At 55.0% G+C, this 22,496-nt stretch carries 17 protein-coding genes; 7 read left to right on the forward strand and 10 right to left on the reverse strand.

What is annotated here, in order from left to right; translation table 11 throughout:
- The first annotated feature begins 17 nt into the window (after positions 1 to 17).
- From DQG23_RS36475 to DQG23_RS36500, 5 genes are all read left to right on the forward strand, one after another.
- A complete protein-coding gene (locus DQG23_RS36475; RefSeq protein WP_113035976.1) occupies positions 18 to 1,085 on the forward strand; it encodes a glycoside hydrolase family 15 protein in 1,068 nt (355 codons plus the stop codon).
- A gap of 400 nt (positions 1,086 to 1,485) precedes the next feature.
- Entirely contained in the window at positions 1,486 to 2,037 is a 552-nt protein-coding gene (locus DQG23_RS36480) for a DUF4912 domain-containing protein (protein WP_158560887.1), read from the forward strand.
- Positions 2,038 to 2,094: 57 nt separating this feature from the next.
- Positions 2,095 to 4,518 carry a sugar phosphate nucleotidyltransferase gene (locus DQG23_RS36485; protein ID WP_158560888.1) on the forward strand — a complete coding sequence of 808 codons (2,424 nt, stop codon included), beginning with the start codon at positions 2,095 to 2,097 and terminating at the stop codon, positions 4,516 to 4,518.
- Positions 4,519 to 4,633: 115 nt separating this feature from the next.
- Positions 4,634 to 5,113, forward strand: coding sequence for a GlcG/HbpS family heme-binding protein (locus DQG23_RS36490; protein ID WP_113035979.1), 480 nt, complete (start codon positions 4,634 to 4,636; stop codon positions 5,111 to 5,113).
- 545 nt (positions 5,114 to 5,658) lie between these two features.
- Positions 5,659 to 7,116, forward strand: a complete 1,458-nt coding sequence (locus DQG23_RS36500; protein WP_238178213.1) for an MDR family MFS transporter — start codon at positions 5,659 to 5,661, stop codon at positions 7,114 to 7,116.
- A gap of 274 nt (positions 7,117 to 7,390) precedes the next feature.
- On the opposite strand, the gene DQG23_RS36505 is transcribed toward DQG23_RS36500, so the two are convergent.
- From DQG23_RS36505 to DQG23_RS36515, 3 genes are all read right to left on the reverse strand, one after another.
- A complete protein-coding gene (locus tag DQG23_RS36505) occupies positions 7,391 to 8,998 on the reverse strand; it encodes an MDR family MFS transporter (RefSeq protein ID WP_113035981.1) in 1,608 nt (535 codons plus the stop codon).
- A gap of 9 nt (positions 8,999 to 9,007) precedes the next feature.
- Positions 9,008 to 9,451 carry a MarR family winged helix-turn-helix transcriptional regulator gene (locus DQG23_RS36510; protein ID WP_113035982.1) on the reverse strand — a complete coding sequence of 148 codons (444 nt, stop codon included), beginning with the start codon at positions 9,449 to 9,451 and terminating at the stop codon, positions 9,008 to 9,010.
- A gap of 346 nt (positions 9,452 to 9,797) precedes the next feature.
- Entirely contained in the window at positions 9,798 to 10,646 is an 849-nt protein-coding gene (locus DQG23_RS36515) for an alpha/beta hydrolase family protein (protein ID WP_113035983.1), read from the reverse strand.
- A 147-nt stretch (positions 10,647 to 10,793) separates the two neighbouring features.
- Between DQG23_RS36515 and DQG23_RS36520 the strand changes: the two genes are divergently transcribed.
- Positions 10,794 to 11,531: a WecB/TagA/CpsF family glycosyltransferase gene (locus DQG23_RS36520; protein WP_113035984.1), complete on the forward strand. Its 738-nt coding sequence runs from the start codon at positions 10,794 to 10,796 to the stop codon at positions 11,529 to 11,531.
- A gap of 563 nt (positions 11,532 to 12,094) precedes the next feature.
- Entirely contained in the window at positions 12,095 to 13,072 is a 978-nt protein-coding gene (locus DQG23_RS36525; protein ID WP_238178214.1) for a Gfo/Idh/MocA family protein, read from the forward strand.
- Positions 13,073 to 13,244: 172 nt separating this feature from the next.
- On the opposite strand, the gene DQG23_RS36530 is transcribed toward DQG23_RS36525, so the two are convergent.
- The 7 genes from DQG23_RS36530 to DQG23_RS36560 form a co-directional block, all read right to left on the reverse strand.
- Complete coding sequence (locus DQG23_RS36530) at positions 13,245 to 14,423, reverse strand: M20 family metallopeptidase (protein ID WP_238178215.1); 1,179 nt, start codon at positions 14,421 to 14,423, stop codon at positions 13,245 to 13,247.
- A 24-nt stretch (positions 14,424 to 14,447) separates the two neighbouring features.
- The gene (locus DQG23_RS36535; RefSeq protein WP_113035985.1) at positions 14,448 to 15,563 is read right to left on the reverse strand and encodes an alanine racemase; all 1,116 of its coding nucleotides are present in this window, start codon (positions 15,561 to 15,563) and stop codon (positions 14,448 to 14,450) included.
- Between the two features lie 25 nt (positions 15,564 to 15,588).
- Positions 15,589 to 17,229: a response regulator transcription factor gene (locus DQG23_RS36540; protein ID WP_113035986.1), complete on the reverse strand. Its 1,641-nt coding sequence runs from the start codon at positions 17,227 to 17,229 to the stop codon at positions 15,589 to 15,591.
- Positions 17,204 to 18,964, reverse strand: a complete 1,761-nt coding sequence (locus DQG23_RS36545; protein WP_113035987.1) for a sensor histidine kinase — start codon at positions 18,962 to 18,964, stop codon at positions 17,204 to 17,206. The genes DQG23_RS36540 and DQG23_RS36545 overlap by 26 nt, the downstream gene beginning before the upstream one ends.
- A gap of 46 nt (positions 18,965 to 19,010) precedes the next feature.
- A complete protein-coding gene (locus tag DQG23_RS36550; RefSeq protein ID WP_113035988.1) occupies positions 19,011 to 19,829 on the reverse strand; it encodes a carbohydrate ABC transporter permease in 819 nt (272 codons plus the stop codon).
- Positions 19,826 to 20,707 (reverse strand): carbohydrate ABC transporter permease, encoded by an 882-nt coding sequence (locus DQG23_RS36555; protein WP_113035989.1) that lies wholly within the window; start codon positions 20,705 to 20,707, stop codon positions 19,826 to 19,828. Before DQG23_RS36555 ends, DQG23_RS36550 begins: the two co-directional genes overlap by 4 nt.
- 193 nt (positions 20,708 to 20,900) lie before the next feature.
- Positions 20,901 to 22,193 carry an ABC transporter substrate-binding protein gene (locus DQG23_RS36560; protein WP_238178216.1) on the reverse strand — a complete coding sequence of 431 codons (1,293 nt, stop codon included), beginning with the start codon at positions 22,191 to 22,193 and terminating at the stop codon, positions 20,901 to 20,903.
- Positions 22,194 to 22,496 lie beyond the last annotated feature (303 nt).

Below are 22,496 nucleotides of genomic sequence, written 5' to 3' on the forward strand. Positions count from 1 at the left end.
GCAGGAGGGTTGCCCTTATGATACGGGAGAGCTATAAGGTGCTGGATCGTTTGAGGTTGCCTCACGGTCTGTACCTGGCGAGCACGTCGGATCATTACCGCTATGTCTGGCTTCGGGATAGCGTGTACATGTCGCTGCCATATTTGGATAAGGCGGACGGAACGTTCGAGAAAGCGTTTCACCGCATACTGGATCTGTTGACGGATTATGAATGGAAGCTCGATCTGATCGTAGGACAGAAGCCGGTTTACGAATGGGAGTACCTGCACGCTCGTTACTCGTCCAGCGACGTGCGGGAAATTCATTCGGAGCCGTGGGGTCATGTGCAGCACGACATGATCGGAGCGATTCTGTTCGGTATCGGAACGGGCGAGTCGAAGGGAAGGCAGGTCATTCGGAGCGTAAAAGATCTGGAGCTTGTCGGCAAGCTGATCCGATATTTGGAACGCATCGAATATTGGCGCGATCCGGATAACGGCATGTGGGAGGAAGGGCGCGAGCTTCATTCGTCATCGATCGGAGCTTGCGTGGCGGGGCTTGATGCCGTGCAGCGTCTCGTGCAGGTGCCGCAGCGGCTGATCGACCTTGGGCGGGAAGCGCTCAGAACGCTGTATCCGCGGGAAAGCGAATCCAAGCCGGCGGATTTGGCGCAGCTGAGCCTCGTTTATCCTTACCGGCTGCTGACGGGGGAACGGGGAGAAGCGATCGTCCGCCAAGTGGAGGAGCAGCTGCTCCGCGAACGGGGAGTCATACGTTATAGCGGAGACAGCTATTACAGCGTTCTTGAAGAAGAGCACGGCCGCGGTCACGATCAGGCGTTCTACAAGGGCTCGGAGGCGGAGTGGACGTTCGGTTTGCCGTGGCTGGCGCTTTGCTGGCTGGAGCTCGGCGACCGGAATAAGGCGATGGACTACGTAAGGCAAACGGAACGGGCTATGGTCGAGCCCGGGGTGCTGCCTGAACTGTTTTTCGCCGGGACGGCGGAGCCGAATCCGAATACGCCGCTTGGCTGGAGCAGCGCGATGTATATTTTGGCGGCCGAGGCTTTGGAACGCGCCCAAGCCGGTGCGAACGCCGGAGATTGATGCTTGAGTGAAAGATCAATTTGCGGCCCGTCATGTTCTTGCGCTCCTAAAGCACGAACATTCGCCGCGATCGTTTGGAAATCTGAATGGAAGCCGCCAATGTTGCCGGCAAGCGAATTTCGCTTGGCCGGTTTTTGTTTTTCGTCGTTTTTCTCGCGATCCGGTCTTATGCATTTTTGCTTTACTGCGTTTGATTTCGTTTATGCACGTTCGACTCACGGTTTAATGTTTTACAGAAATAACAAACGTTTTCATAGCTTTATCGAGACATAATTCGTAAATGAGCGGGCATATACTGAATTCACCTGTACCTTACAAGCATGCATCGAAGGCAAAGGGGAACGTCCCAAGCAGGGTTGTTCGAGTGGAATACATACAACTACATATCGGGGGGAACGCGATGGAGGATAGGCGTAATCGCCGTATGGAGCAAACCGCGCCGGGAGGGCAGGAGGCGGGGGATCGGGCCGGTACGTGCGGCGCGATACAGCCGGTCATGCAGGCAGAGAAGGAACAGCGGACCTTCGAGGAAAGCGATTTTTGTTTTGAAAACTATGAAAACGACAGGCTGGAGCTCTTGCCGAGAGATTGGACGACGCTTTACGCCTATTGGGACATTACCGATGAACGCAAGCGGATGGTCGAACGGTATTGCAACCGCAAATGGGAGCAAGTGCCGAAGGTGCTGCGCATTTATGACGTCAACGAAATATCGTTCCCGGGCGGCAATGCGAACGACTGGTGGGATGTCGAGCTTGCGGGGGGAAGCAACCACGGCTTTGTCGGCGGGATGAAATCCGATTGCGTTTATTGCATGGATTACGGCATACGGTTGAAGGACGGCAGCTTCGCGGCGATATTGCGCTCCAATTGCGTGAGGCTGCCGCGTCATGCGGGGGTTGGAGAAGCAGACGGTACCGAGAAGACTCGGATAGATTCTTCAATCGAATGAAATCTATGAAAATCGAAAAGTTAGCGGAATAGAAGACTTTAAGGGGGAATGCAAAGCATGAAAGCAGTAATTATGGCCGGCGGCAAAGGGACGCGTCTGCGCCCGCTCACCTGCAATACGCCTAAACCGATGGTTCCGCTTCTCGATCGGCCGGTGATGGAGTATACGATCGAGCTGCTCAAGAAGCACGGAATTACGGACATCGCGGTCACGATGCAATATTTGCCCGAGGTGATCCGGAATTATTTTGGCGACGGCAGCGAGTACGGGGTGCGGCTGCGGTACTTCGAGGAGGACAGTCCGCTCGGCACGGCGGGCAGCGTCAAGAACGCCGAAATGTTCCTCGACGAAACCTTCATCGTCATAAGCGGCGACGCTTTGACCGATTTCGATCTTTCCGCGGCCATAGCTTACCATAGAGACCGGAAGGCATTGGCGACGCTCGTGCTGACGCATGTCGAAAGCCCGCTCGAGTACGGCGTCGTCATGACCGACGATTCGGGAAAGGTCATCCGCTTTCTGGAAAAGCCGAGTTGGGGCGAGGTATTCAGCGACGCCGTCAACACCGGCATTTATATTTTGGAAAAAGAAGTTTTCGAGCTCTACGGCTCCGGCGTCGAGTACGATTTCAGCAAAGATCTGTTCCCGCTGCTGATGGAGAGAGGGCTGCCGCTGTATGCTTATGCCGCAGAGGGATATTGGTCGGATATCGGCAATTTGGAGCAATACCGGCAAACGCAAATCGATATGCTGGACGGGATCGTGCAAGTGAGAATTGCCGGCACGGAAGTGCTGCCGCGCGTATGGGTCGGCGAACAGGCCGATATTGCCGCGAACATCCGATTTGCGGCGCCTGCGTTTATCGGCCGGGGGGCGGTTCTGGAGGATTATGCGGATATCGGCGAATATTCCGTAATCGGCAGCGGATGTCTTGTCAAACAGCAAGCGAGGACGGAGCGGGCGGTGCTCTGGAGCCATGCGTCCGTCGGCCGCCGTGCGGAAATTTGCGGAGCGACGCTTTGCCGGAATGCTTCGATCGAGAGTGACGCTTTCGTTGCGGAAGGGGCGGTCATCGGTGATTCGAGCCGCGTCGGAAGCAAAAGCGTCGTGACGCCGGACGTCATGGTATGGCCGCAGAAGACGATCGAGCCCTACGCCCATGTGACGGATTCAATCGTCTGGACGCGTTCCCGGAGCAAGGCGCTGTTCGGACAGTGGGGGGTCAAAGGAACGTGGGGAGCCGACCTGACGACCACGTTCGCCGCCCGGCTGGCGCTTGCATACGGCTCCTTGCTGAAGATCGGCTGCAAAGTGGGGCTCAGCCACGACGCGACGCCTACGGCGGCGCTCATTGCCGGCGCATTTGCTTCCGGTTTGCACGCATCCGGCATCGATACGGACGGCTACGGCACCGCGACTTCATCCGTCGCCAGGTTTGCCTGCTGGGATGCGGGAAACGTGGCGGGCGTTCATGTCAGACAATGCCCGCTGCCGGAGGAAGACGCCTTCGTCATCGAGTTTTACGATGATCGGGGACTCCCGGTCAGCAAAGCGGTCGAGCGCAAAATCGAGAACGCCTACGCCCAAGAGGACAGCAGGCGCGTAAAGCACAATCAGCTCGGCAGCGGCCGTGAAGTAAGCGGCATTGCGGCCCGTTATTGCGAGAGGCTGCTGTCCCGCGTCGACCGGTCGGCCATATGCGGAAGAGGCTACAGCATCGTGCTTGCGTACGAATACCGGAATATGAGAGGCATCATACCGGAGCTGCTCGAAGCGCTGGACTGCGCGGTCATTCATCTGAACGGCCATGGCGTCACGCGGGAGGAAGTCGCGCAGATGGTGAAGCTGAGCCGTTCCGATATCGGGGTGCTGCTTGATGCGGACGGCCAAAATTTGACAGTCGTGACAGAGGAAGGACAAATCGTCGACGAATCGGTCCTGTCGGTCCTGCAAATCGTTCTGCAGCTGCAGCAGCAGGAAGGGGAGCTTTACGTGCCCGTTCACGTCCCCGGCATTGTCGAAGGACTGGGCGCAAGGTACGACCGTAAAGTGATCCGTACGAAGGCGGACCGCCGCTCGGTGATGGAAGGCTGCCAAACCGACGGCTTTCATCCCGCCTTCGACGGCTTATATATATTCGTTCATCTGCTTGAGCAGCTGGCGCAGCAGGATTGCGACTTGTCGGAGCTGGTCGGCGCTATTCCGAGCTTCTCGATGATGAGGCGCAGCGTAGACTGCCCATGGCAGGATAAGGGCAAAGTCATGCGATGCTTGATGGAGGAAATCGAGGGCAAACGCGTCGAGCTGATCGACGGCATCAAGGTATTTCACGAGGGCGGCTGGACGCTCATTTTACCGGACAGCGACGAGCCTGTCGTACAGGTTTACGCACATGCCGTTTCGCGGCAGAAAGCCGAGGAGCTCGCCTATATGTACATGCGGAAAATCGAAGATTACCGAAGAAGACAAAGCGTATCGTGATGAGCGGAGCCGGGAGCCGAAACCGGCTCTTCTTTTTTTGTCCGAAAGGGAATCAAGCACGAATCCGGGCGGATGACCATACAATACCGGAGATACGGTTAAGGAGAGGATTATTTTGCATAGATTGACGCTTGAAGTTGCCAAAACATTGCTTGCCGCCGCGGAAAGGAAAGCGAGAGAGCTCGGGCTTTCCTGCGATATCGCGATCGTTGACGACGGGGCTAACCTTGTCGCGTTCTACCGCATGGACAATGCGCGGATAGCCGGCATCGACATCTCGCAAAGCAAGGCCTGGACAAGTGTGGCGATGAGAATGCCTACATCGAATTTGGCCCAGAGCGCTCAGCCGGGGGGGCCGACCTTCGGGATCAATACGACGAACAACGGGAAGCTCGTTATTCTGGGAGGCGGCATTCCGCTGGTCAGAGGCGGCACAATCTACGGGGGTGTCGGGGTGAGCGGCGGTACCAGCGCACAGGATATCGAGGTGGCCAATGCCGCGGTCCATGCATTCGAGAGCATGCGCGGGGCGAGCGAACCCGGAGGACCGCAGTTCGGGTCGGTACGCATAGGCTCGGTGAATCCGTATATTTAAAGCGGCAAACAACATATGCTCCGCCCGGAAGGGATTGCCATTGACGATGGCGATCCCTTTTTTACCGTGATTCAGCGCTGCCTGCTGCCCGCCGAGCGCGATGTCTCGTTATGGAACATGACGGTTCTGTTAAATACGCACCGAACGGGAAAAATAAACTTCATCTTGCGCTTCAAACTACTCGATTGTTCGCTCATTTTCGTTTATCATCAAATGGCGAGAATATCCCGTTTTTTTAAAGTTTATCAGAACTGAGAAGGTCGGTTCCTTAACCCTTTTTAGATGGAAAAGTCGTTGTTTTTAGTGCGCGATGGGGAACGTATGTGCTATAATGGCTGAGGAAGGAGCTTGTAAAAGGCTGGAATAAAAGTGGAAAAACGTTCCGGTACCCGTCGGAAACGCGTTTGCCTGCGGCCTGCTGTGCCCGCATCGCGGTGACCGGCAAAAAGAGGTTAAAAACTGTGCGAAGAATCTCCGTCTTCAAGCCATAAGCGCTGGCAGCAAGAGCATTCAAGAAATGCACAGATAAAAAGAGGAGTGAGAAAGTGAATACTGCTGGAACGTCAGCATCCCCGGCTTCGCAAGAGCTTGGGAATGTAAAAAAGCTTCCGATTATGATTTCGCTTATTATCGGGGCATTTTTCTCGATTTTAAATGAAACGCTGCTGAATATCGCTTTTCCCCAACTGATGGTCGAGCTGAAGGTATCGGCTTCGACGCTTCAGTGGCTCGCGACAGGTTATATGCTTGTTGTCGGCGTGCTGGTCCCCGCATCGGCCTTGCTGGTGCAATGGTTTACAACGAGACAAATGTTTTTGGGCGCCATGACGCTGTTCACCGTAGGCACGCTCGTGTGCGCAATTGCGCCCGGATTCGAATTTCTGCTGACCGGCCGTTTGCTGCAAGCGGCGGGAACCGGTCTGATGCTGCCCGTCATGATGAACACGATACTCGTGTTGTATCCCCCGGAGAAGCGCGGAGCCGCAATGGGAACCATAGGGCTTGTCATCATGTTCGCTCCGGCTATAGGACCTACGCTTTCCGGCCTCATTCTGGAGTCCTTGCAATGGCGCTGGTTGTTTTTCATGGTGCTGCCTTTCGCCGTATTCTCCGTCGTGTTCGCCTTCATTTATTTGAAAAACGTGTCGCAGCCTACTAAGCCGAAGGTGGACGTGCTGTCCATCATTTTGTCTACGATCGGCTTCGGCGGCATCGTCTACGGGTTCAGCAGCTCGGGAGAAGGCCATGGCGGCTGGACAAGCCCTGAGGTATACGGAACCGTTATTGTAGGCGGGATCGCTCTTCTGCTGTTCGTATTCCGGCAATTGAAGGTGAAGGAACCGCTGATGGATCTTCGCGCGTTCAAGTTTCCGATGTTCTCACTGACCACGATCCTCTTGATTATTATGATGATGACGCTGTTTTCGACCATGTCGCTTTTGCCTTTCCTGTTTCAGGGAGCTCTAGGCTTAACGGTATTTGCATCGGGGCTGCTGATGCTGCCGGGCAGCCTTCTTAACGGACTGATTTCTCCGATCACGGGTAAGCTATTCGACAAGTTCGGCCCGAGGGCGCTTGTCATTCCAGGCTCTGCGTTCTTGGTCATCATCATGTGGTTTTTCACGCAGGTGACCGCCGAGACGACCAAAACGACGTTTCTCATCCTGCACATCTGCATGATGGTATCGATCTCCATGATCATGATGCCGGCGCAGACGAACGGCTTGAACCAACTACCGCCGCGCTATTATCCGCACGGGACGGCTATTCTTAACACGCTGCAGCAGGTAGCGGGTGCGATCGGAGTTGCTTTATTCATCGGCGTGATGTCATCGGGACAACGCAAATTTCTGGAGACTTCGACCGACCCGACTTCGCCGGCACAAATGGCTCAAGCGATGGTCTCAGGCGTGCATAACGCCTTCATGATCGGTCTTGGTTTTGCCGTACTCGCCTTCCTGCTGGCGCTGTTCCTGAAACGCACGCAGTCGGCGAAGGAGTAGGGAAGCAAGCTTTACTCGAACATCCTTACACACAACTGACCAAAACGCCCTTTCGCTTCCCAGAAGGAAGACGGAAGGGCGTTTTATTAGAATACAAGAATTTATATGCTTCACCTATCAAGTGCTTATATTTCATCGGTAAACGCGTTTGTCCGTAGCTTATGCTTACGAAGTCGCTTTCTTCGAAAGCGTTTAGGACGGCGAAGCCGTTTATCCTTGTTTGAAATATTTCGGCCGGTTCGGGACGCGTATCCGAACCGGCCGATTGGCGTATTTAAGCTTCCGCTGCAGGCTTAGCCGCGTTTCCTGCCGCTTCCGGCATACGATTGGACGTACGGAGCGGTATTTCACGCAGGAAGAAGACGAGCAGCAAAGCGACGACAAGCAGTGCGCCGCCGGACAAAAAGACGGTTGTCAGCGAATGGCTGAGCGCATCCTTGAGCATATCGATCATCTTCACGAACATCGGCTGGATTTGATCGGGCAAATCCGCTTTGATCTGATCCAGCTTGGCGTGATCGAGCAGCAGCTGCGGATTTTGCAGAGCGGACATCTGTTCGGCCGTCTTCGGATCCAGCTTCGACATATCGACGCCTTTGCCGTCGGCGATATCCGCCTTCAGGTTGCTGGCGAGGCTAGACGACATGATCGTACCCATAACCGCGATTCCGATCGTACCGCCCATGTTTCTGAACAGCTGGGAAGAAGCGGTCGCTACGCCGAGCATGTTCGGACTCACCGCATTTTGCACCGTAAGCGAGAATACCGGCATGCCGAGTCCGAGGCCGAAGCCGAATACGATCATGCTGAGTACGGCGAACCAGATGCTGTTCATGTAAGCCATCATGATCATGCCTGCAACCATGATCAGAATGCCGAACAGCGCAAACCGCTTATATTTGCCGGTTTTCGTAATCCATTTCCCCGTAAAGGCGCTGATAACGACCATACTGATCGACATCGGCATCGTTACATAACCCGAGTACGTAGGGGAAATGCCCTCGACCCCTTGCACGAAGAAGGGCAAATAAATAAGGGCGCCCATCATCCCGGCATTCATAAGGAAGCCCGAAAGATTCGAGATGGTGACAATGCTGTTGCGGAACAGTGATAACGGGAGTACGGGGCTTTTGACCTTCGTCTCCACGATTGCGAAAATAACCAAAGCGACAAAAGCTGCAGCGAACAAGCTAATGATTTGCGACGAGCCCCAATCGTATTTTGTGCCCGCCCATGAGAAGCCGAGCAGCAGCGGCACGATGGCGAGAGTCAGGAACAAGGAACCGAAATAGTCGATCGATTCGGATTGTTTTTTCTCGGCTTTCGGGAACAATAGCAGAATAAGCACGAAGGCTAATACCCCAAGCGGCAGGAAAATCCAAAAGACCCATTTCCAATTCATATGGTCGACGATAAAGCCGCCGAGCGTGGGGCCGAGTATACTTGAGAATCCGAAGACGGCCATCATGATGCCGGTCCATTTGCCGCGCTCCCGCGGAGCGAACAAATCCCCGACTGCAGTAAAGGCGGATGCCATAATGATGCCGGCGCCGATCCCTTGAATGCCCCGGTAAGTAATCATTTGAAAAATATCCGTCGACGTTCCTGTCAAAAACGCGCCAATCATAAAGAAGACGATACCGGACAGGATGAAGGGCTTGCGTCCGTAAATGTCGGAAAGCTTGCCGACCAGCACCGTTGCTATCGTCGAGGTCAGCATATAGATGGTGATGACCCAAGTGTAATAATCCATTCCCCCGAGAATGGCAATAATGCGGGGCATCGCCGTACTTACGATCGTTTGGTTGATTGCGGCGAAAAACATCGCTGCGATGATCGCAATCATGATCGTTATTTTTCGTTTATGCGTTAAATGCTCCATGTTTCGCTTCTACTCCTTTTCTGAAAAATCTGCGCGGTTTAATACATCCAATAAAATTCTCTTCATATGCTCCAAATCTTCATCCGGCAGATGTTTGAAAAAAGAAGAGACGGTTTCTTTGTTTTTATTGATGAGCATCTCGATCTTCGAATTCCCTTGCTCCGTTATCCGCAAAAAAACGACCCGGCGGTCTCCGCTGCATCGTTCACGCTCAATCAGGTCTCGTTCGATCAGCTTATCCGCCATTCCCGTAATCGCACCGGGCGTGACATCCAGCGCTTCGGCCAGTGCCGCTACTTTTTGCGGTCCTTCTTGGCTCAAACGATATAACAAGCGGAACTGCGTAATCGATAATTTATCGGCTTCGACCAGCTTATCCCATTCCTGCTTCACCCGTTTATAGAAGCTTTTCAGAAGTGCGTGTAATTCTAAGTACTGGGAACCGCTAGCCATGTCCCTCCCCCTTGTCTCATTTGTTTTATTAGTAAATAGTTTAGTAATAAACTTTATTTTAGGATTTTACTCCGATCCATATTCAGCGTCAAACCGGGTGACCTTGGATATACCCCGATTTAAGACGATTTACAGCCGGAAAGGTTTAAGAATAGCCGTTTCTCTGTTGATTAGGGGCAAGGATGAACGGTTACGCCGTTCCTTAAGGACAACGCGTTTACCGAGTTTTAGAGCCGCACCTACAATATACTTTCCGATAAAACAAAAAGAGAATCCTCCCGGATTCTCTTTTTACAGCCCTATGTTGCTCTCTTCGAGTCGAATTCCATCTTAACCGGATTTCCTGTCAGGGGCTGTTAGTGGAAGAGCCTTGAGGCAAATCGGCAGCACGATGAGAGGCGAACCATTCGTCTATGGCATGGATCGCGCGGGCTTCCGCCTCGGGGGGGAAAAGATGGCCGAGCCCTTCGAACAGCTCGAGCTTATACTTCGCGCCGGCGCGTTCCAGCGCATCGGCCAACAGCCGGCTGTGTGCGACGCCGACGTTGTCGTCGGACGTGCCGTGCACAATGAGCACCGGCTTCCGGATGCGGTCCGCCCAGATGTGCGGCGAGCGATCCTCGTACGCCTCGCGGTTTTTGCCCGGATGGCCGACGACGCGCTTCAGCATGCGGCGCAAATCGACGCGCTCCTCATAGGTGAGGAGCAGGTCGCTGACGCCGTTCCACACGGCGGCAGGGCCGGCGTCGGCGCAGTCGCGCGCGGCGAGCAGCGCCATAATCGCGCCGCGCGAAAAGCCGGCCAGCGCGATCGGAGCGCTCGTCACCACGTCCGGAAGCGAGCGCATAAGCTTGAAGGCGTTGTATACGTCGAAGCGGTCTTCCCCGCCGAATTTATCGATGCCTTCTCCGCTTGCGGAGCCGCGGTAGAACGGCGCGAAGACGGCGTAGCCTTTGGCGGCCAAGGCGGCCGCATGATTCATCCGGACCATGCCGAAGCCGCCAATGCCGCCACGGCAGTATAACAATCCCGGGTACGGACCTCCACCCCCGGGAACGAGCAAATACCCTTTGACATGCAAATTGCCGCTTTTATAGGTCATCTCATGCAGGGAAAGTCCCGGCGCCGGCGCATCCAGCAGTACGCTGGAGACAATCGTGCCGTCCGCGATTTCCGTATCGCTATTGTTTGTCATGGCGATCTCCTTATGCGGGCTCTTTTTCAAGTATCATACAGTTGTACTTGTGCCTATGCAAGATTGGCGGATTTCGGCCCGAACGGCAGACATGACTCCCTACATGGAAACATGCTACTATGGGGATAGAATAGGAGGGGTTCCTTCATGAATAAAGCGGCAAAAATTATGGGGATTTCATTTCCGAAGTTCACCATGGATCAATGCCTTCAAATACTAAGCGATGTAGCGGGACGGAAGAAAACGGAGCTTTTCCATGTCGTAACCGGCAACCCGGAAATTGTGATGTCTTGCCAGCACGACGATGAATTGCGCGGCATTATCGACCGGGCGGGTCTTATTACTGCCGACGGGATCGGGATCGTTATGATTTCCCGGATGAGAGGCGGGGATCTTCCGGAGAGGGTCACCGGGTGCGACCTATTAATAAAGCTGCTCGAGACCGGCGACCGGGAAAAATGGTCATTTTATTTTCTCGGAGCAGACGAACCGACGAGCCTCAAAGCGGCGGAAGTGATCGCTCGAAAACACCCCAATGTATCCATAGCGGGCAGGCATCACGGTTTTTTCAAAGAAGAGGAAGAAGCGAAAATCGTGGAAGAAATCAATGCCGCGGCTCCCGACTTTTTAATAGTCGCGCTTGGAGCCCCTTATGCCGAACGGTGGATCCATAAATATAGGAACAGCTTGAATGCCAAAATCGCAATCGGCGTCGGCGGAAGCCTCGATACGATCGCGGGGAAAGTCAAAAGAGCGCCCGAAATTTGGCGGAAAATTCATTTGGAATGGCTGTTCAGACTGATCAAGCAGCCGTCGAGATGGAGAAGACAGTTGATTTTACCGCGGTTCGCGGTCAGGGCGTTATTTTATAGGGAGAAGAGCTGAACGGTGCGGGACTAAGACGAAAAGGCGTGGCTTCGCCAAAATTACAACTGCCATTGAGGCCCTTTTGTACGCTGTAGTCCGAAAATTCCCTCTTGGAGCAAGGAAACTAGGCTTCACATACGCTGCAATCCGAATTTGCCTGCTTGGAGAACGGTTTTACCGGTATGTCAAATCCAAAAGCCGCTGCAAGCGGGCATTTTCGGACTGAAGGCGAGGAACGGAGTTCGGGTTCGATTTCAAGCGGGCAAAATCGGACTGCAGCATATGCAAGTGGCGAGCATTTGACGTTCATGGAAAGAAGAAGTTGCATCGGATCGGCGAGCGGCGAGTGCGATTTCGTGTTTGTGGCGCCCGGGAGGATTTGCAGACTCGAGAAGCTGCTTGAAGTCCGGAAAGATAGGGACAGGATGAAAAGTAGTTGGCGGAGAAGGCGTCTGATTAACAGGGCTTAGGCGCGATCGAAATGGCTGTCCTTTTTATGTCGAGAAATGCCAGGCCTTAAGCGATTTGGTACAATCAGGTTAGGAATATAAGGGGAATCCATCGCCAAAGGAGAGCTTGAGTTGATTAAAGTTGCGATTATCGGAGCAGGCGGTATAGCGGTAGGACATTTGGAAGCGTTTAAACTTGTTCAAGGGATGCAGGCGGTCGCCATTGCCGACATCAATGAAGAAAGAGCCGCGCAGATGGCGAACGAATACGGTTTGACGGCCTACACGGATTACAGGAAAATGGTCGTCGAGCAAAAGCCGGATGCGGTCATCATTACGCTGCCGCATTTTTTGCATAAGCCTGCCGCAATCGAGTGCGCGGAGCTTGGGTGCCATATTTATTTGGAGAAGCCGATGGCAATGGATGAAGCCGAATGCGACGAGATTATCGCAGCTGCGGAGCGTCACGGCGTTAAACTGATGGTCGGTCATACGCAGCATTATTTGCCTGCCAACCGGTGTGCGAAGGAGATTATCCGGGAAGGCAGCCTCGGCAAGCTCGTTATGATCAATGACGAGCGTCATTCCTTTTATTTCACGGACGCACGGCCCCAGTGGTTTCTCGAAAAGGACAAGTCGGGCGGCGGCATCATGATGAATCTGGGCTCGCATTCGCTCGACCGGATTCAGTGGCTGACGGATTGCCGGTTTACGCGGATCAAAGGCTCGATTTCCTTTCACGGAAACCGCGGCGATGTCGAGGGCAGCGGGATCGTTTACGGAGAAACGTCGATCGGCGTTCCGGTCACATTATGTTTGTCAGGCTACAAAGGCTCGACGAAAAATGAACTGGAGCTCATGTTTACGGAGGGTATGCTTCGTGTCGATGTAGGCGGCAAAGTGGAGATAAGCCGCGGCGGCGCTTTCGAGGAGGTGCCGATCGAGGATCAAACGGAGCCGTTCCTGCTCCAGCTGAACGATTTCCGCAAGCTTATCGAAACCGGCGCGGAGCCTTACTGCAACGGCGAATACGCCAAGTCGGTCATCGCTGCCGTACAAGCGATTTACCGCTCGCACGAGCTCGGCGTCGAGGTCGATGTGAAGGCGTGAAAATGACGATAGCAAGGGGCTCGAGGGTGGTCCCGGCGAATGAGACGCCAGGCGCTTGTACGGGTGCCGGATGTTAGGTGAAATCCAAAAAAGAAGCTTTCAAATCCGCTGAAAACGCGGAGATGGAAGCTTCTTTTTTTCTACTAAGAAGGCAGGAAAGCCGTTTATTCTCCTATTTCCCGAATGCCAGCATCGTGCCCGCGATAATTTCGGCGGCAAGCGCAACTTGCTTCAGCTCCACCCATTCGTCCTTCGTATGGGCTTGATCGATCGAGCCAGGTCCGAATACGACGGACGGGATGCCAACCCTCGTCAGCTTGCTCGCATCCGTCCCGTAAGGAACGCCGTGTGTCCGCACTTCGCCGATTTTCTCCGCAGCCTTCGCCGTTACTAATCTGACGATTTCGCTATCCGGGCTCGTGTCCATCGCATAATCGAGCACGAAGGGCGGATGGACGATAAGCTTGAGCGTTCCGTCTTCCTGCGCGAATCGCGTCAGCTCCTCTTGAATTTCGCGCCAAACCTGATCGCTGTCTTCACCGGGAACCGTTCGCCGGTCGATTTTGATGAGGCATCGCTCGGGTATCGTGTTGGGGGCCACGCCGCCCGTAATTTCCGTCACGCTAAGCGTCGGCCGGCCGACGAGCGGATGAAAGGCGCCTTGCAGACGCTCACTCATCGTCCGGTCGATGTGGTGCACAACCTTCATCATGCCGCTGATGGCGTTAACACCTTCTTCGGGCTTGGATGAATGCGCGGAAACCCCGATCGTCTCGATCATGCAGCGGACGACTCCTTTATGCGCGACGACTGCATGAAGCCCGGTCGGCTCGCCTACAACGGCGGCGGCCAATCGGTGCCCGGACTCAAGGACGTCCAGCACGCCGAGAAAATTGACCTCCTCGTCGACGGTCGCGGCCAAATAAACGGGAACGGGAGGTTTGATCCCGTTCTCGACAAACCATTCCAAGGCCGCCAGCATAGCCGCCAGCGACGCCTTCGTATCGCAGGCACCGCGGCCGTAAAGCTTGCCGTCGCGAATTTCCGCGCCGTACGGATCAATCGTCATGTTCGCGATCTGCACCGTGTCCATATGCGCCTCGAGCAGCAAGCCGGGCGCATCGGCCGATATTCCCGGCAGGATGCCGATCACATTGGGCCGGTCCGGCCGCACCTCTCTGCGCTCGGAAGCCAGACCGAGCCGTGAGAGGAAGGCTTCGACATAGTCGGCCATATCGCGTTCGGGTACGCCGCCTTCGAAATTCGGATTGACGCTCGGAATGCGCACCAAATCCTGCAAAATTTGAGTTACTCTCGCCTCGTTGATACGAATGCTTGTCATGCTTGTCATGCAGCTCTCCCCCGATCGTCAGGCTTAATAGTTGCGTCCGCGCGCATCGACCTTGATACGCTCCGTGACATCGCCTCCGCGTACGCCATAGATGTAATCGTTCAAATTCGGAATGACGCACGAATGATTGGGAATGATTTCGATCCGATCGCCGATCGACAGCTTCACCTTGCCGGGGTCGAAGCGGAGCATGCCGTGCTCCTCGTTGAGCGCGGCTACCGTAATGTCCGGGCGGCCGACAACGATGCCGAAGCCGTCGCCGTGATGCGCCCTGTCGCTGGTCAGCGCCTTGGTGCCCGCATCGATCGTTGCCATGCCCGGCAGCGGCATGCTGACGACGGTAGCCGCCACGCGAAGCGCGCAATCGGCTTCCTCAGCCAAGCCCATCTGTACGGCCGATACGTCGTTGAATATATAATTGCCCGCCCGTACCTCCGTAACGCCGGCCGCATACTCGCATAGCTTCGCGGTTGGCGTCGACCCTGAGCTGACCGTGTTTACCGCGATGCCCGCTTGGCGCAAATCCGCGACGACACGGCCGATCGTCTCGGATTCGTTCTGAACGTCGGCGGCGATCGCGTCCGGATTTCCGCTGCGGTAGATCAATCCGAAGTAGGCCATAATGCCTTCGATTTGAATGCCCGGCAGCTCGCGAAGCTGTACGGCGAAGTCGACGATGTCTTGTCCCGGCTGTCTTCCGCCGCGATGCAGCCCGCCGTCCAGTTCGATCAGAACGCGTATAGGCTTGCCCGAGCGGACGCCGACGGCCGATAATCCTTGCGCGGCTTCCCAGCTGTCGACGGTTACGGAGACGCGAATCCGGTTATGCAGCCGTTCCAGACGCTCGAGATTTCGTTCTCCGACGATGGCGAAAGCGATAAGGATATCGTCGATGCCGAGTTCCGCGAACGTTTCCGCCTCGGCCAGCTTGGCCACCGTAATCCCGACCGCGCCGGCGGCAAGCTGCATGCTCGCGAGCCGCAGCGTTTTATGGGTTTTGATATGGGGGCGGTGGCTGAGTTGATGATCGGCCAGTTTCCGGGCCATTTTCCCGATATTGCGTTCGACCGTGTCCAAATCGACGAAGGCGTACGGCGTCGCCGGGGTATCGTTGAAAGAAGTGTCGGATGTCCGTGTCATGGCGTTTCACCTCGATAAGTTATTTTCAACATCCTTGCGATGGGGCGTATTTGTCCCGGTATTCCTGCGGCGTAAGCCCCGTATGTTTCTTGAATACGTTGATGAACGAATGCGCCCGTTGATAGCCGATGCCGGCTGCGATTTCGTATATTTTATCAGGCGTGTGCAAAAGCAGGTGCGCGGCCTTATCCATGCGGAGCCGGTACACGTAATCGCTCAAATTCTCGCCGGTTTCCAGCTTGAATATTTTCGAGATGTACACCGGATGCATATAAACGTGCTCCGCGATGGCCGTCAAGGATACGTCATCCGCCAGACGGCGCTCCACGAATTGCTGGACGTCGGCGATCAGCTTCGTCCGCGACGATTTCGTTTCGCTCTCGGTTTCGCTGCGCAAGCTTCCCATGACCGAAGCCGTCCAATCCCGGAGCTGCTGGACGGACCGGTACGGCACTCCTTGCAAAAGCTTTTCGTAGCCGGCTCCGATCAGTCCGGAGAGCGGCCTGCCGTTCTTGTGGGCGTAATAAGACGCCGCCGAGGCGATGGCGAAATAGGCTTCGAGAAGCAGCTCCTCGATCTCGCTGCGTTTGGTTTGAAGCTCGCCGAAAATACGATCGAGCCGCTCGTCGGCCAGCGTCCATTGCCCTGCTTCAAGCAGCTGCGCCAGCGTCGGCAGCTCGTATAAGGAAGCGACCGACCTTACCTCCGCCGCTTCAGGCGGCTCTTCGGCTACGGTCAGGACGAGATCCTGCTCCGCGCCGACTCTTCTGCGCAGCGCGGATAAAGCGCCGTCGTAAAGCGCCGACAGATCGTGCGGAAACGTTCCTCTGCGGCTGATCAGCACCGTCGCCTCGCCTTTCAAAAACGTATGAACGGCGTCCTGCAGCTGTGCGGCCGTCCGTTCGAGCGATTGCTGCTGCTCTTCTTCCTTGTCGCCCTCGCCGGCTATCGCCGAAACGGCAAAAACGAGATAATCATGCGTATCTTTCCCGTACCAAAGCCTATAGCTCGGAGTAAACAGCTCCTCGGCGATATTGCCGACGGCATATTCCACAAGCGCCAGGCCGCGCTGGTCGTATCCGTAAAACGGCTTCTCGAGACGTACGAGCAGCAGGGAGAACGGCTCGCCGAAAAAATCGGGCATGCCGAGCATCGCCATTTTGTCCTGCAGATCGGACGCGGAATACCGCTTGCCCAGAATCAGCTCGCTAAGCAGGGTGCTTCGCAGCTGGGGCAAATTCTCGCGGAGGGTCCGCGCGATCCGCTCCTGCGAAATAATCGCGTTCCACTCCTCCCGAAGCGCCTGCAAAATTCGCGAAACGGTCTCGAGCAGCTCGTCGTCGGGTACCGGCTTGAGCAGATAGCTTGCCGTGCCATGAAGAATCGCTTCCTTGGCATATTCGAATTCGGCATGGCCGGACAGCAAAATGCATTTCGTTCTTTTCCATTTGTCGCGAATCTGCTCGGAAAGCTCAAGGCCTGACATGCCCGGCATCCGGATATCCGTTATGACGATGTCGATCGTTTGCAGGCTCAGCCGCTCAAGCGCTTCATAAGCGGAGTACGCCTTATGAACGGCCGTTATGCCGATCCGTTCCCACGGAACAAGCTCGGAGAGGCGTTCCACTACGTGGGCCTCGTCATCCACGATCAATAGCTGCGCCATCTTCCGCATCCCTCCTCCACATAAGCGTCACGCGCAAGCCTCCTAGCGGGCTACGCGACAGCCGTAACCCCGCGCCTTCGCCGAACACGTAATGCAGCCGCTGATGCACGTTCCAGACGCCGAAGCCCGAAGCCGTCTCGATCGGGAGCGACAGCTGCCGCTCTAAGCTTGCGAAGGCTTCATCCGTCAGTCCGATGCCGTTGTCGTCAACGACGATTTCGCATGTATCCTGGTACAAGCAGCCGGTGATGCGGATGATCCCGTCCCCCGGCTTGTTCTCGATGCCGTGAACGATCGCGTTCTCCACGATCGGCTGCAGCAGCAGGCGGGGGAGAGGCAGCTCCAGCATGGCTTCCGGAACGTCGATCTCATAATGGAGCCTTTGCAGCCGCAGGTTGTGAATCGTCAAATAATTGCCGACGAGCTTCAGTTCCTCGCGAAGAGGTGCCGTCCGTTCTTCCATGCGTGTCGTATAGCGGTAATATTCGGCCAAATTTTGTGCCATCGCCACAACGGACTTCGTATCTTGAAGCATAGCCGTATTGATGATGAAGAACAAGCTGTTATAGAGAAAATGCGGATTGATCTGGGCTTGAAGCTGCTTGAGCGTCGCTTCGTGCAGCCGGATTTTCTCGGCGTAAACCCGCTGGACCAAATCTTGAATTTGTTCGGCCATTTCGTTGAACCGCTCGAACAGAAAATCGAATTCATTATCCGGCCGGAAACGGATGCGCGCGGACAAATCGCCTTTCTTAAGCAATTGAACGCCGTGCAAGAGCTTGCCGATCGGCTTCTGGACGTTGCGGTACAGCAAATAAGCGGCCAGCAGGCTCATCGCCAGCAGCATCCCGAGCGTCGTGTAGAACAAGGCGTTCGTTTGGCGGATCGGCGCCAAAATGCTGTCGACAGGCACATAATCGACCAAATACCAGCCGAGCTGTTTGGATTTCACGTAGTAAACGGCGACCTGCCGTCCGGCAAGCGTCGTGACGAGCCGTCCGCTTTCCTTCATCTGCTGCGGATCCAGAATGGGAAGGAGTGCTTGGACGGAGTCCGCATTCATCGTCGAGCCGCCGATCGGAGGGAGGCCGCTGCGGTAAAGGAACGGATCGCCTTTGCTACCGAGCTTGACCTGGTCCAGCATCGAGGAAATGTTGGCGGCCGGAAAGCTTACCTGGATCATCGAGTCGATTTCCGAAGGCTTGACTGCACCGACGGGATCGACGATTTGCCGGGTAAAACGCGCTCCGGGCGTCCTCGCATCGCTTCTGACGGTCGCATCGTATGTCCAATCGGCGAGAGGTGCGAAATTGCCGACATCCTCCGGATCGTATTCCTTAAACAGATTCGATGAAATGACCATGCGATCCTTCGGCAAATACAGCGTCAAATCGTTCGTCCATGCGCTGGACACACTCTGGAGGCTCAGCTTCTGCATAAGTCTCGTTTGTTCGCGCAGCTTGTCGTAGGGCTTCGGCTTGTCCGAGCGGTGATCGACAAACTCGCGCAAGTAAGGGTCGGAGCTCAAAATACCGGGAAACATCGCAAGCTGCTCGACCGTCGTATCAAACTGCTGAAGGAAGAAGGACAGCCGGCTGAGGCTCGACGACTGAATTTCGTCCCGGACCACATCAACGCTGACCTTGTTCGTGTAAATGTACAAGAACAGTACAGGCGTCAGCAGCAGGACGATGAGTACAATCACCTTGCTGAAAATCGTCGGTTTTCCCGCCATCGGCAATCCCGCCCTTACGATTGGTATATATTATACTTGTTTCATGTTATCCCTTCACGGCGCCTGCCGCCAGACCGCTGACGATATAACGCTGAGCCACCAGCGCGATTATGAGTACCGGAAGCGTAATGATGCAGGCGGCGGCCATCAAGGCGCCCCAGTTGATTTCCGAGTAGGACATGAAGTTGAATACGGCTACGGGCAGCGTTTTGGTCTTGTCGCCGGCCAGAATGATCGAGAACATGAAGTTGTTCCAAGAGAAAATGAACGACAGAAGCGACGATGTTATAATGCCGGGGCCCGATATCGGGAGCACGATTCTCCGGAACACTTGCGTGCGGGTGCAGCCGTCGATTAGCCCGGCTTCCTCGATCTCGGTCGGAAGCCCTTCGAAGAACGAAATCATAATCCAAATAATGAACGGAAGCCCGACCAGCATATGGCTCAAAATAAGCGAAGTGAAGCTGTCCACCATCCCGAGCTTGGAGAAAATAATGAACCACGGAATCAGGAAGGTGATGCCGGGAATAATACGCGCGACGAGAATGACGAGTCCGAGTCCTTGCAAGCGGTAACGGGCGATCGCATAAGCCGCAGGAAGCCCGAGCAGCAGCGATCCGAGCGTCGACCCGAGCGCGACGATAAAGCTGTTGACGATAAACTTCAGGAAATCGTACTGGTTAAAGACGCTTTCATAGTTTTTGCCCGTAGGCTGAAAGACGAAAAATTGGTCGGTCGACATGATCTGCGACTGCGTTTTGAACGAGGCCAGCAGCATCCAGATGAACGGGAACGAGAAGGCGAGCACGACGACAAGCGTCAAGCCGGATAAAAGGGCGTTCGCTAACCGTTTGTTCTTTTTCATGAGGACACCTCCAGCCGTTTGCGGAACCAGATCATGATGAGCGTAAGGCCCATAACCAGCGCGAAAAAGACAACGAGCAGCGAAGACGCCATCCCGAGCTTGAAGTATTGGAACCCGAGCGTATAGCCGTAAATGTTAAGCGTCTCGGATTTCATGTTCGGACCGCCCTGTGTGGTGGAATAAATGATGTCGAACGTTTTGAGCACGTCGATCAGCCGCAGCATGACGGCGACGATAATCGTCGGACGCAGCATGGGCAGCGTAAGGTGCACGAATTTTTGCCAGACCGTCGCTCCGTCCACATCGGCCGCCTCGTAAGGCTCGGAAGGCAGCGTCGCTAATCCGGCCATGACGATCAGAGCGACCATCGGCGTCCATTCCCACACGTCGATCAAGATCAGGGAAGGGATAACCTGCTTCGGAGACGCGATCCAGAGCTGCGGGTCGAAGCCGAGCGATTTGAGCAAAATGTTGGCCACGCCGATCGACGGCTCGTAAATAAGCAGCCAAACGAGCCCCATGGCGACGGGGGTCGCCACCATCGGCAGCAGGAACAGCGTTTTGACGATGTTTTTGCCGCGAAAATCGCGGTACAGCAGCATCGCGATCGCTACGCCGAGCACCGTCTCGAGCGCAAGGGCGCCGATGGAGAAAGTAAACGTATTTTTGACGGATTCCCAAAATCGGGTGTCGGACAACAAGGCGCTGTAATTATCGAGCCCCACCCATTTAGGCGGCGTGGTGGACGACATGCTCCATTCGAAGAAGCTTATTCTAAATGTGTAGACGATGGGGAATACCATCATCAATAGAACAAACAAGACCGCGGGCATCGTGTAAATCCATTTCAAGTTGCGGTCGAACCAGTTCGTCGGCATACTATCATCCTTTCCATATCGAGCTGCGGATAAGCAAAAGGGGGCGCCGCATAAGCGCGCACCCCCGTTCCCGCTCGGATTCATTAAGAAGGCTTATTAGGTGCGCCGGATATATCCGTTCACGCACTTTCTCGCAGGGCAGCGGCTTCTCTCAGGAAAAGCCGGGCCCTTTATTTTCCGTTCTCTTTGTCGATCAGAACCTGGAATTCCTTATTCGCCTGATCGGCCGCCGCTCTTCGCCGCTGATCGCCTTCTGGACGATCGCGCCGATGATGTCGCGCGCTTCGCTGACTTTGTCGACCGGAGGCAAGGAATGATCGACGCCGCCTTTTTGCGTTTCTCTCGTCACTTCCGCCAGCTCCTTAGGGAAAGCGGTCGTGCCTTCCGGATTGTCCCATACGGACATCCGCGCGCCCGGATTGCCTTTTTTCTGCGTAGCCAGCACGATCTCTTTGCTCGAAGCCCATTGGATGAAAGCCCAAGCTGCGTCTTTGTTGGCGGACTTGGCGTTCATTGCGAGTCCCCACGACGTAATGTTAAAAGGCTGAGAGCCGTTTTTGCCGGCCGGGAACTGAGCGAAGCCGACTTGATCGGCGATTTTCGATTTTTCCGGATCGGTCGCGTTTTTGAAAAGAGAGTTGGCGTCCGCGAAGAAGGCGGCCTTGCCTTGGGCGAATACGCCGATCGCTTGCGGCCACGACATGTTGAGCACGCCCGGAGGGCCGTAATCCTTCAGAAGCGTAGCGTAGGTCGTCATGCCTTTGACCGCTTCCGGCGTGTTGACGGTCGCTTTGCCGTCCTTCATGAAATCGCTGCCCTCGGAATACATGAACGAGGAAATTTGCGACACGAGAGCGGAACGCTGGCCGCGTGCGGCGAAGCCGTACATTTCGTTTTTCGGATCGTTCAGTTTTTTCGCCGCTTCCAGCAGCTCGTCCATCGTTTTGGGAACGGCGATGCCGGCTTTTTGCAGCAGGTCCTTGCGGTAGTACAAAATGTGCTGCTCCGTTATGATCGGAATGCCGTAAATTTTCCCGTCAACGGTATTGGAACCGATGGACGCTTTGGAAAAGTCGTTGAAATCGTATGCGGCATCTTTCTTTGTGTAGTCGTCCAGCGGCGTGATCCAGCCGTTCTTGACGAACAGCTTCGCTTGTTGGAGAGGGCTGTACATGAACACGTCCGGCGTAGCCGAGGCGGCCGTCAGCTGCACGGTCAGCTTTTGCGCCAGCTGGTCTTCAAAAAAGCTCTGCACGTCGACCTTCATTCCGGTGCTTTCTTCGAATTGCGGCAGCATCTCTTTAATGGCGTCGCCCCAAGGATGGTTGGCCGTTACGATCGACAGCTTCTTCCCTGCGAACGGCTTGTCCGCGGTTTGACCCGATTTGTCATTGCTTGTATTCGCGCCTCCGCAAGCGGAAAGCAGAGCGGCGGACATTGCGGAAAGGATACCGACATTCAACACGCGCTTCATGGTTTGATTCATAACCTGTGACCTCCCAATTGTATGCGTAGCCGCGGGAGCTTCTTTCGTAAGCGTTATCATATGGATGCCGCCCCCGCGTTATTTACAGACTAAATGATTTTAGATTGTCTTTAAATAACGCAGATTAAACATCGATAACGCAGGTTCAACGAGCTTTGGCGAATGTGGTGAAACGGCCGAAAACCCTTATGCTGCGCGGAAGGTAAGATTTCGCATATGCCGGGAAAGAAACCGCTTATGTACAGCGGATCGGGCTTTGCTTAAACTAAAACAATTGATAAACCGTAGTTTGGACATCTCGGA

Origin of the sequence: Paenibacillus contaminans (assembly GCF_003285015.1) — a bacterium.
In the GTDB taxonomy this organism is placed as follows: Bacteria; Bacillota; Bacilli; order Paenibacillales; family NBRC-103111; genus Paenibacillus_V; species Paenibacillus_V contaminans.